The sequence below is a fragment of the uncultured Campylobacter sp. genome, from assembly GCF_937949835.1.
In the GTDB taxonomy this organism is placed as follows: Bacteria; Campylobacterota; Campylobacteria; order Campylobacterales; family Campylobacteraceae; genus Campylobacter_B.
The window spans coordinates 1-9,638 of the sequence record NZ_CALEDC010000294.1; the positions used below are offsets into that span (position 1 = coordinate 1).

General features: G+C 49.7%; 11 protein-coding genes. 1 reads left to right on the forward strand and 10 read right to left on the reverse strand.

All coding sequences use genetic code 11. The annotated features are described in order from the left end of the window. Nucleotides 1-185: 185 nt before the first annotated feature. Together Q0256_RS06625 and Q0256_RS06630 are read right to left on the reverse strand one after the other, a co-directional pair. Nucleotides 186-758 carry an alpha/beta hydrolase gene (locus Q0256_RS06625; protein WP_297961426.1) on the reverse strand — a complete coding sequence of 191 codons (573 nt, stop codon included), beginning with the start codon at nt 756-758 and terminating at the stop codon, nt 186-188. Nucleotides 759-817: 59 nt separating this feature from the next. Next, the gene (locus Q0256_RS06630; protein WP_297961429.1) at nt 818-1,639 is read right to left on the reverse strand and encodes a DUF364 domain-containing protein; all 822 of its coding nucleotides are present in this window, start codon (nt 1,637-1,639) and stop codon (nt 818-820) included. Between the two features lie 418 nt (nt 1,640-2,057). On the opposite strand from Q0256_RS06630, the gene Q0256_RS06635 reads away from it, so the two are divergent. Continuing rightward, entirely contained in the window at nt 2,058-2,243 is a 186-nt protein-coding gene (locus Q0256_RS06635; RefSeq protein ID WP_297961432.1) for a hypothetical protein, read from the forward strand. A 105-nt stretch (nt 2,244-2,348) separates the two neighbouring features. Here the strand turns inward: Q0256_RS06635 and Q0256_RS06640 are convergent, their stop codons facing one another. The 8 genes from Q0256_RS06640 to Q0256_RS06675 all read right to left on the reverse strand — a co-directional run. Continuing rightward, the gene (locus tag Q0256_RS06640; RefSeq protein WP_297879947.1) at nt 2,349-2,858 is read right to left on the reverse strand and encodes a hypothetical protein; all 510 of its coding nucleotides are present in this window, start codon (nt 2,856-2,858) and stop codon (nt 2,349-2,351) included. Then, nucleotides 2,855-3,808, reverse strand: coding sequence for a hypothetical protein (locus Q0256_RS06645; protein WP_297961435.1), 954 nt, complete (start codon nt 3,806-3,808; stop codon nt 2,855-2,857). Before Q0256_RS06645 ends, Q0256_RS06640 begins: the two co-directional genes overlap by 4 nt. Next, entirely contained in the window at nt 3,805-4,482 is a 678-nt protein-coding gene (locus Q0256_RS06650) for an ABC transporter ATP-binding protein (protein ID WP_297961438.1), read from the reverse strand. The genes Q0256_RS06645 and Q0256_RS06650 overlap by 4 nt, the downstream gene beginning before the upstream one ends. Further along, the gene (locus Q0256_RS06655; protein ID WP_297961441.1) at nt 4,479-5,588 is read right to left on the reverse strand and encodes an FtsX-like permease family protein; all 1,110 of its coding nucleotides are present in this window, start codon (nt 5,586-5,588) and stop codon (nt 4,479-4,481) included. Before Q0256_RS06655 ends, Q0256_RS06650 begins: the two co-directional genes overlap by 4 nt. Next, a complete protein-coding gene (locus Q0256_RS06660; RefSeq protein ID WP_297961444.1) occupies nt 5,578-5,745 on the reverse strand; it encodes a hypothetical protein in 168 nt (55 codons plus the stop codon). The genes Q0256_RS06655 and Q0256_RS06660 overlap by 11 nt, the downstream gene beginning before the upstream one ends. A gap of 17 nt (nt 5,746-5,762) precedes the next feature. After that, complete coding sequence (locus tag Q0256_RS06665; RefSeq protein ID WP_297961446.1) at nt 5,763-6,887, reverse strand: nitrous oxide reductase accessory protein NosL; 1,125 nt, start codon at nt 6,885-6,887, stop codon at nt 5,763-5,765. A 31-nt stretch (nt 6,888-6,918) separates the two neighbouring features. Further along, on the reverse strand, nt 6,919-7,752 hold the full coding sequence (locus Q0256_RS06670) for a tetratricopeptide repeat protein (protein ID WP_297961449.1): 834 nt from the start codon (nt 7,750-7,752) through the stop codon (nt 6,919-6,921). 10 nt (nt 7,753-7,762) lie between these two features. Continuing rightward, the coding region (locus tag Q0256_RS06675) for a cytochrome c biogenesis protein (protein WP_297961452.1) at nt 7,763-9,638 on the reverse strand (1,876 nt) is incomplete at its 5' end.

Consider the following 9,638-nt stretch of genomic DNA (forward strand, 5'->3'; position numbering starts at 1 on the left):
CGGAACTTGCCTCGCAAACGGCGATTGCGCCGCGGGCTTATCTATTTATTTATGCGGGTAGCGAAGCCTTCGGGCTAAATACGAGACCCTTATCTTAGCCGCAAAGCAAATCCAAACTCTAGCAGAGAAAAATGCGAGCGGCGAACGCAAAAGCAAAAAACCGAGCGGGCGCGTTTGCCTAAAGCTTAGCCCTTTAGCTTCATCATTTTTTCTAAAATTTCATACACGAGATCAAGCTTCGTAAAGCCGTCCCTGTCTAAAAAATGCCCGCCCTTCTCCACCTCGTAAAACTTAGCATCGATCTGTTCCGCTAACTCGCGGCTGAAGCTAAACGGCACGATATAATCATCCTTTGCGGCAACCACCGCGCGCTGTTTTGCGGCGGCTTTTATGCACTCAAAATCAAAGCCTTTATTCATAAACTCGTCTAAAATTTTAAATTGCGGATCGCTAAGCGGCTTTGCAAGCCCCGAGACCAGCAGGGCGCCCTCTACTACGCCGCTTGCAGCGCTACTTTGCAAAAAATTTAAGATCGTAGGGCAGCCGAGGCTGTGTCCGACCAGATAAACTTCGCCTTCAAATTTCACGCTTTCTCGCAAGGTTTTCAGCCACTCATCAAGCCTTGGGTGCGCAGGCGTAGGCATCGCTAAAATTTCCGCCCTCGCGCCCGATTTTTCGATCTCGCCTTTGAGCCAGGCAAACCAATGGCTTTTAGGCGAAGCGTCGTAGCCGTGCACTATATAGACGCACTTTTGCATATTTTTCTCCTTCGAATTTAAGTCCTTTGCGCGCAAATTTTAAAATTTCAATCCGCGCCCTAGCCCTTGCAAATCGTGATTTTATCGGCAAATTTACCCAAAAAATGATACCCTGAGCCCGCCTGCGCGATGATATCGAGCACCGCGTCCGCATCCCGCACGAGCGTGCCGCCCGCAAAGTCCACGCCGCGCTCAAACAGCGCCTGCGGCAGTAGCGGCGTGGTAGGCCCCACGAGCACGAGCTTGGCGCCGCTTTTTTTCAGGCGCAAAAGCCCATCGAGCGTGTCGTTGATGAGCGTCGTAGCCGTGATTATCACGTTATCCGCGCGCGGCACGACGCTTGCGGCCTCGCTTGCAGGCAGGTAAAACGGTAGCTCGGCCTGCTTGAGCGCGCTTTTGTCAAGCTCTAAAATTTTAAAATCCGCGCCATTTTTCATCAGCGTCTTGATGTAGGGCACCAGCGCGCCCACGACGACGCTAAAGCTGCCGCGCTCGATCCGCAGCTGCTCAAAGGGATCGGCGCCGAATTTCACGTCGTAATCCGCACGGATTTTATCAAAACACGCCCTTCCTAGCGCATTTAGCGCGGCGAGCGCGAGCGTCTTTTTAAGCGGCGCGGCGGAGTCCAGATCGCGCAGCAGATAGCGCACGCTTTTGCCCGCGATATTGCCCGAATCGGGCATCGCGCTTGCTTGCGAGGGGCAGCAAACGGCGCCCGATAGGGACTTTAGCGGCGTATAGCTAAGCCCGCACGCGCCTCCTTGCAGCTTCACGCCACTAAAAAACAGCCCCACGACCGCGCGCTCGATCTTAATATCCAGTGCCTCCGCTCCTAAAATTTCTTTCGCGCACTGCAGCGTCTGATCTAAAATTTCGCTCATTTTCACTCCTTTAATGTAGAATTTAGCGCCATTATAGCTTAAAATTTCGGCGCCCGTATTGATATAAATTTATTGATCGCGCGAGCGGCGACGTCCAAGCAGACGCGAGCTAAATTTAACGCAAGCGGCAGGCGCAGGTAAAATTTTACGTAGCGAACGCAGATCGTTGCGGCTTGGAATTTTAAAAAGCGCGATACATTTTTAAAATTTAAGCATACGGACAAACATGAAATTTTAAGCGATCGGGTAAATTTAAAATTTTAACGAGCTAGAGCGACTTAAAATTTTAAACTGATCGGCAGCGCGGACAAAGCAGCAGGTACAAGCAAGCGGCGCGGACGGGTCAAATTTAACGAGCAAGCCGATGCGAGTTCAGGCAAATGCGAGCTAAATTCCATAAGAGCGAGGGAGTAAGAGTTTGGGTGTAGATGGGCTAAATTTCAATGAATACGAATGGGCGCGAGCTTGGGCAAATACGAGCAAATTTAATAATTGCGAGCGAACGCAAACTCGGACGCGAGCTAAATTTAACGAAAGTAGCGAGAGCGGGCAAAATTTAATAAAAGGTGCGGGCGCGAATAAAATTCAAGCCGCACGCGAATAAAATTTAAGCGGCGGCCGTATCTGCGACAAGTCGCGCCCGCTGCGGAGTTAAATTTTATTTCCTACCTGCCACACGGCTAAATTTTATTTCCGATCCATCGCGGAGCTAAATTTTATTTTCAGATAGCAGGATATTGATGAGCGGATTTAGCAGCGTCTCGCCGCGAGCGGCGCACAGCACGATCTCGTCGTAGTAGTAGTCGCTCCTGCCGTAGTTGTGAAACTCATACGCGCCAAAGCCATATCCCATCGGCGTGATCTCGACGCGCGAGTACCAGGCGTCCTTGGCGATGATGTATTTTTCGGTGTCTTGCGAATAAACCCACACCACGATCTCGTCTCTGTTTTTTTGCCGCATCAGCCACATAAAGACGTTTGCGATGTCATTGAAAAAATATGTATCGCCGTTTGGCATAACGGCCTGGGCGGTGTTGTACAGATCGTTTATCACCGTGCCGCTCTCGTGGCATAGGTATTTTCCAAATTCGATCTGCAGCGGCTGCTTATCGGTGTTGCCGTGGCGCACGGAAATTTTGGATTCGGCTATATCCATGGACGATATGAGCAGCCCCATCACGCAGGCGAGCAAAACCGCGGCAAAAATTTTCTTAATCATAGCAGCGCGCCCCGCACGAAGTAGTATTTGACGACGTAGGCGCTGCAGATGAGCGCGTTTAGAATGAGCCAGAACGAGGAGTATTTAAGCAGGTGGGTGTAGGCGCGCTTGGTGATGAGCTCCGTTAAAAACGGCACGATTCCGAAAAATATACCCAAAAACAGCGAGCCCCAGATCGCATAGCCGACGAAGTAATAATCCTTCAAAAGCATACAGTACGGGCATTTATGGTTGGGTTGCTCGTAAACGTAAAGCCCGAAAAAATAGGTGATCGCGTAGTATGCGACGAACAAAAAGAGCAAATTCAGAGCAAAGCTCGCCATCGACTGCTTTAAGAAATTTAAGATCAAAATGGCACCCAATATCGCGTAGAAAAAGGTCGCCAAAAGCGCCTGCGTGTAGCCGAACGGAAGCTTCGGCGCGCGAAATACGACCGAGCAGCAAAACACCGGCACGCGCAGCGGGATATTGGTAAAAAATAGAATTTCTAAAATAAACTCCGCCAAAACGCCCGCAAAAAGGATGGTAAAGATCAGGTATTTGCGCTTTAGATAGGGAAATTTGCCCGCTTTAAGATCGAGGCTGTTTAAAATAAGCCAGAGCCCAAAGCCGAAGATCAGTAAAATTTTTAAAAGCAGCAGGATGTTGCCGTAGCGGTTCGAGCCCACGACGCCCGCGGAGCACATCGCGCCCGGCACGACCGAAGAAAGCTCGTTTAGGCAGAGCGCGAAAAATATAAACAAAATGATCTTGCACGCTATCGTGAAGAACAAAATGGTGTTGATGAGATAGTTTCTTTTCTCCAGGGCGTATTGTAAATTTGAGGTGGCGTTAAAGTCCCAGTAGCGCATGATCCGCACGATGTGAAACTGCGAGATCGCCATCAGCGCTATTACGATCAGCTCCACCGCCAAAAACGCGATCACGCTACCCGATAAAAATACGCTCATGCTGAAATTTCTCCGTCTTTTAAAAACACATATCGATCTACGAAGCTTAGCTCGTCAAAGAGTATGTCGTGCGTCGCGATCAAAACGGTTTTTTTAAGCTCTTTGAGCTTTGAAAGCATTTCGATAAAGCCGAGCGAGTTTTGTTTGTCTAAATTTGCCGTCGGCTCGTCGGCTAAGATGATCTGCGGATTCATCACGAGCGCTCTTGCGATAGCGCAGCGCTGCTTCTCGCCGCCGCTAAGGCTCGAGACGATCTGATCTTTTTTATGCGCGATATTAGCGATCTGCATCGCTTCATCTATGCGCGCGCCAAGCTCATCCCCGCCCAGCCGCTCAAGACTAAGCGGCGCAAGGACGTTTTTATAGACGCTAAGCGCCTCAAGCAGATTGAAAGACTGAAAGATAAAGCCGATTTTTTTATGGCGATACGCGGAGCTTTCGATATCGGCGAGCTTAGAGACGTTTGCGCCGTCTACTAAAACCTCGCCGCTGCTCGGCTTAGCAAGCGCGCCTATGATGGATAGAAGCGTGCTTTTGCCACTGCCGCTGACCCCTTTTAAGATTACGATCTGCCCTTCCTCGACGCTTAAGCTTATATTTTTCAAAGCACGAAATTCATTCGCCCTGCCCTCGTTGTAAATTTTATAAAGCTGCTTGATCTCTATCTTGCTCATTTGACCGCCTCGCTCATATCGCCGATAGCGATGCGCCACGAAGGGATGATGACGAAGGCTAAAAACGGAATCACGCTAAAGATGAAGATCAAAAAGAGCATATTGAAATTTATCGCGGGTGTGAAAGTGATGAAATTTCGCAGCTCGCCGCCTAAAAATATATCGCGCAAAAGCGGCGCGTCTAGAACAAAAACATAAGCATAAGCGCCCGCGACGCCGAGCAGATAAGCGCTTAGCGAGACGATGAAATTTTGAATAAATTTCATCGCGATGATGTCCTTTATACAAAAGCCGATGCTACGCAAGATCGCGATCTCCTTTTTCTTCTCGCCGTATGCGAGCGAAATTTGATTTTTCAGCAAGATGAAAAACGAGATCATCGCCACGGCGTAAAGTACCATAAAAATTCCGCCCTTGTAATAATACAGATGCCTCACTTCGGCTACCGCATCCTCGGCGCTGAGGGCTTGCGTGTTGGGGTATAAATTTACGATCTTAAGCGCTACTTCGCTTACTTCGTTGGGGTTGGGCACGCTTACGTAGAGCTTGGTGTATTCGCCCTCTTTGAGGCTTAGCACCTCGCGCGCAGTAGCGGGGTTTAGATAGATCACGTCGTTTGAGACGATGCTGCTTTCGTGCGGCGAAATTTTATTAATCTTAATCGCAATTAGGCGCTGTTCGGTCAAGAAGTGAAACTCGTCCTCGTAGTACCACTCGCCCATCGCCGCCTTTACCCCCTCGCCTACGATCATTTCGTTTTCGCTCAGGCTTTCGTCGCCTACGATATGAAACCAAACGCGCTTTTGAGCGAAGTAATACATCCCGTCCACGGCGCCCTGCACTTCGCTGACGCCCGCGATTTTAGAGACGTCGTAGATATAGCCGTCGTGCATCAGGTCGCGTTTGCCCGCGCGTAGAGCCTCTACTACGATGTCGGGTCTGAGCTTGATGACCTTTTCGAGATCGTTTTGAATGGAGCCCGAGATGAAAAGCACCGAGCTTAAAATAAAAACGATAAAGGCGAAGATCGCGAAGCTAAAGGAGTGATCGGCTCTGTCTTTTCGCAGCAAAGTTACGGAGTAGTCGATGAAGCTTTTACTTATCATAGACGAACTCCGCGTAGGCCTTGCTCTTAAAGCTGCTTGAGAGCCGCACGTCCTTTATCTCGCGCGCGAGCTTTTGCAGGCACTGCTCGCCCTTTGCGCTATCAAAGCTCACATAATGCACCGCGATGAGCGCGTAAAGGGCGGCAAAAAAGATCATTAAAGCGCAAATGAGCCTCATAGCCCTTCTATTACGCTCTCTTGAATTTCGTCAAATTTAAGTACGCTCTTGCCTCCGTGATCTTTAGCGAAGGTCTTAGCCGCGCTCTCGCTCTCAAATGGAATGAGCTCGTCGCCCATCGGTCCTAGGACGTTGGAGCCGAGCACGTAAAAAGCGCTTTTAGCGTCGATCTTATGTAGCTTGTAGTAGTCGGTTACATAAATTTTATCAAAGCCCTTGCCCTTTTGGAGGTAATATTTCATCAGGTCTTTTACGCCGTCGAAATACAGGTTCTCGCCGCCCTGAACCTCTATCATCGCCGCCCAGTTAGGGTTTTTACCCACTAGCATGCCGCAGACCGGGCATTTAGCGCCTTCCGGCACGACGATCTTTTCAGGCTTTTTCGCTTTTGCATCTTTACCGCTGCTGCCTAAATTTGCCGGCGCATCCCATAGATACAGCGCCGCGGCTTGCAGGTGTTTGTCGTACTCAGGCTCCTTGCTCGCGCCTTTTGCGTCGCAAACATTTTTGAGATGAGCTTTAAGCTCGGAGATGGCTTTGAAGTTTTTCGCTTCGGTTTTAGCGCAGTTTGTTTCGTAAAATTCCTTACCGTGCGCGTAAACGCCGCCCTCACGCTTGGCTTTAATCATCTTATTATCGCCCTCAAAATCCTGCCCCGCAATCTCGTAGGCTTTGGCAAAGTTCACTATCTCGCCGCCGTTTTCGGCTTGAAATTCCTTCGCGTCGGCTTCGGTTGAGAAGGCGTATTTGCTATTGCGCGTCATCGTGCCTTTGATCTTGCTGCCCACGACGTAAAAGGCTTTATTCACGTCGATTAAATTTAGATTTTTCGTATCGACGACCTGCGCATCGCTTGGAATTTTGCCGCCCGTAATCTCGTACAAGCAGTGCAGAGAAGCTACTTGCTTGCCGTTTACAACATGGTTGGTTTTATAAAATTTTACCAAATTCATTCCGCAAACGGCGCAGTATTCTTTGCCCTCTCCGCTTCCTACAAGCGTAGCCTTGCTTGGATCCACGCTTTGAAACATAGGCTTTGCCGGTTTATTGGCCCCATCCATGGAGGCGCCGCAAACGAGCGCAACAAGCGCGGCCGAAGCCAAAAACGAACGTAAAATCATACTATCTCCTTAAAAATTTGATGTTTTAAATTTACTTACTAATCGAGTTTAAAAATTCCAAATTCTCGCATCCCATCTTGATGCCGCCGTCGCAGCTTTTTTTGAAAAGCTCTTTTGCTTTGGCGTTATCGGACTTCACTCCTTTTCCTTCGGCATACATTATGGCTAAATTATTGCAACCGTCGAAGTAACCGAGGTTGCACGCCTTTTCATACTGCTGCTTTGCCTGCTTATAATCCTGGCTTACCCCCTGCCCGAAGGCGTATAGATAGCCTAGATTGTTGCAGCCGATGCCGATGTCGCCGCCGCAGGCTTTTTCGTAAAAAATTTTAGCCTTTGCGAAGCTTTGCTGCACGCCCTCGCCCTTCAGATACAGATAGCCCAGGTTGTTGCAGCCCATCATATCGCCGTAGGTGCAGGCCTTCTCATAAAGGCTCGCCGCCTTGGCGACGTCCTTTGCGAGCCCTGCGCCGTTTGCGTATAAAAGCCCGAGCGAGGTGCAACCTTCGTTATCTTTGCAGGCTTTTTCATAATAAGCCGCGGCTCTGGTAAAATTTTGATCCGCGCCGTTGCCGCTTTCGTAGATATAGCCTAGATTATTGCATGCAAGCGCAAATTTAGCGCCGCACGCCTTCTCGTAGAGGCTGATCGCTTTTTCGAAATTTTTCTCTACGTTGCCGGTGCCCTCAAAATACAAAACGGCTAGATTATAGCAGCCCGAAGCTTTATTTTCCAAACCGCACGCTCGCTCGTAAATTTCTGCGAGTTTTTTATGATCGCCGCTTTGCTGAGCTTGAATGCCCTCGCTGATAAAGCCCGCGTTTGCCGCGGCAGCCAAGGCTAACGCTATTAGAAATTTTTTCAAATTTACTCCTTTATATCGTTTTTACGTCCCTGCCCCTGAAAGCAAGAGCGATTATTAAAAATACCGCCGCTATTATACAATAAAACGGCGCGGGTATCTGCGGCGCATCGCCCGCGGCGTAAGAGTGCATGCCGGTGAGGTAAAAATTTACGCCGAAATAGGTCATTATGATCGAGCTATACGCGAGCGTCGAGCTCACGCAATAAACATAGATCGAGCCGAGCTTCGGAATAAGCTTTAGATGCAGCACGATCGCATAGACGATGATCGAGACATACGACCAAGTCTCTTTGCTATCCCAGCCCCAGTATCGCCCCCAGCTCTCATTCGCCCACACGCCGCCGAAGAAATTTCCGAGCGTCAGCATCGAAAGCCCCACGATGAGGCTGATCTCGTTGATCGCCGTTATATATCTGATCTGTGCGCCTAGCCGCTCGCGATTGGCGCTGTTTTTAAGCGCCATCAAAACAAGAGCCAAAAGACCGAGCAAGCAGCTAAGCCCTAAAAATCCGTAGCTAGCCGTGATAACCGAGACGTGGATGCTAAGCCAATAGGACTTTAGCACCGGCACGAGGTTGGTAATCTGCGGATTTACGAAGCTCATATGCGCTACTAGCATCACGATGCTAGCTAGTAAGCAGCTCGCGCTTAGCGTAAGTAGGGACTTTCTAAAAAATATGATCCCCGCAAGCGCCGCCGACCAGCCGATGTAGATCATCGACTCATAGCTATCGCTCCAAGGCGCGTGAGCCGCGACGTACCAGCGCAGCGCAAGCGCGAGAGTATGCGCCGCAAAGCTTGCGGCAAAGGCTGCGAATAAAATTTTTTGCGCGAGCATGAAGCTCTTGCCGCAAAGTGCGCCCAAAAGCGCCAATATTAGAGCCACGCCGCCTAGGATCATATAGCAATAAACGAGCTTTTTAAAAACCGAAGCTTTGTTGTAAAACACCTCGGCTTTGACGCGGCTTTCGCTTGGAAGAATAGCCGCGGAGGTGGCTCTTTGGTAGTTTTTCAGCTCCGCAAGTGCCGCATCCGCTTTAGCCCAATCATTATCCGAAATTCCGTCTTGTAAGCCGTTTAGATAGTCGTTTAGCACGCCTTTGATCTGCGGAGCGATACTATAATCCGCAAAGGCGTCGTTCGGCGAGAGCCACGCGTTTTGCGGGTCGTTCGGCACGGGGATAAATTTAAAAAACACCCCTCTAAAGGTCAGATACGCGATGTTCAGCCGCTCGTCGAATTTAATCAGCTCGTTATCAAGCACGCCACGGCGCGAGGCGCTTTTTTCATTCGCCTCGTCCAGGGCGTGGGCGAGCTTGTAGTTGCCGTTTTCATCAAAGACCGAATTAAAGCTCGCATATCGCTCCTGCGGCGCCAAGCCTAGCATCTTTTTGATCTCGTCGTTTTTGATCTTGATGATCTTCTGATCGCGCCAAAACGCGGGATTTAGGCTCATTCCTAGGATCATCTGCTCGGCGCTTAAGCCGTAAAGCGAATCCGTGCCTGAAATTTTATTTACGATCTCGCCTGCTTCGGTGCTAAGCGGCTTGATCCTGCCCATGTAATCTTGCACCAAAAGCTCTGCAAACGCGCCGTTTGCGTGAACGCGCGAGTTGGCTTTAAGGTTTGCTAGATAGTTTTCATCCGCGGCGCGAAGCTCAATGCTGAAAAAAAGCGGCGCGATCAAAAGAAGCGCGGCGGGCGCATTATTTTTGATAAATTTAGCGAGCTTTTTAAACCTGCTGCCGGCGGTAAAAAGATTTCCAATAAATCCGACGCAAAGCAAGAAATAGCCGAAATAAGTGGGGATTTTACCCGGATCGCGATTAAGCTCTAGCACCGTGCCCAGCTCGTCCGTGTCGTAGGAGGACTGAAAGAGCTTGAAA

Bases quoted from the DNA above. Each gene is read 5' to 3' on its own strand.
- Q0256_RS06650 (WP_297961438.1), bottom strand. From the start codon at position 4,482: ATGAGCAAGATAGAGATCAAGCAGCTTTATAAAATTTACAACGAGGGC.
- Q0256_RS06645 (WP_297961435.1), bottom strand. From the start codon at position 3,808: ATGAGCGTATTTTTATCGGGTAGCGTGATCGCGTTTTTGGCGGTGGAG.
- Q0256_RS06640 (WP_297879947.1), bottom strand. From the start codon at position 2,858: ATGATTAAGAAAATTTTTGCCGCGGTTTTGCTCGCCTGCGTGATGGGG.
- Q0256_RS06630 (WP_297961429.1), bottom strand. From the start codon at position 1,639: ATGAGCGAAATTTTAGATCAGACGCTGCAGTGCGCGAAAGAAATTTTA.
- Q0256_RS06660 (WP_297961444.1), bottom strand. From the start codon at position 5,745: ATGATCTTTTTTGCCGCCCTTTACGCGCTCATCGCGGTGCATTATGTG.
- Q0256_RS06625 (WP_297961426.1), bottom strand. From the start codon at position 758: ATGCAAAAGTGCGTCTATATAGTGCACGGCTACGACGCTTCGCCTAAA.
- Q0256_RS06655 (WP_297961441.1), bottom strand. From the start codon at position 5,588: ATGATAAGTAAAAGCTTCATCGACTACTCCGTAACTTTGCTGCGAAAA.
- Q0256_RS06665 (WP_297961446.1), bottom strand. From the start codon at position 6,887: ATGATTTTACGTTCGTTTTTGGCTTCGGCCGCGCTTGTTGCGCTCGTT.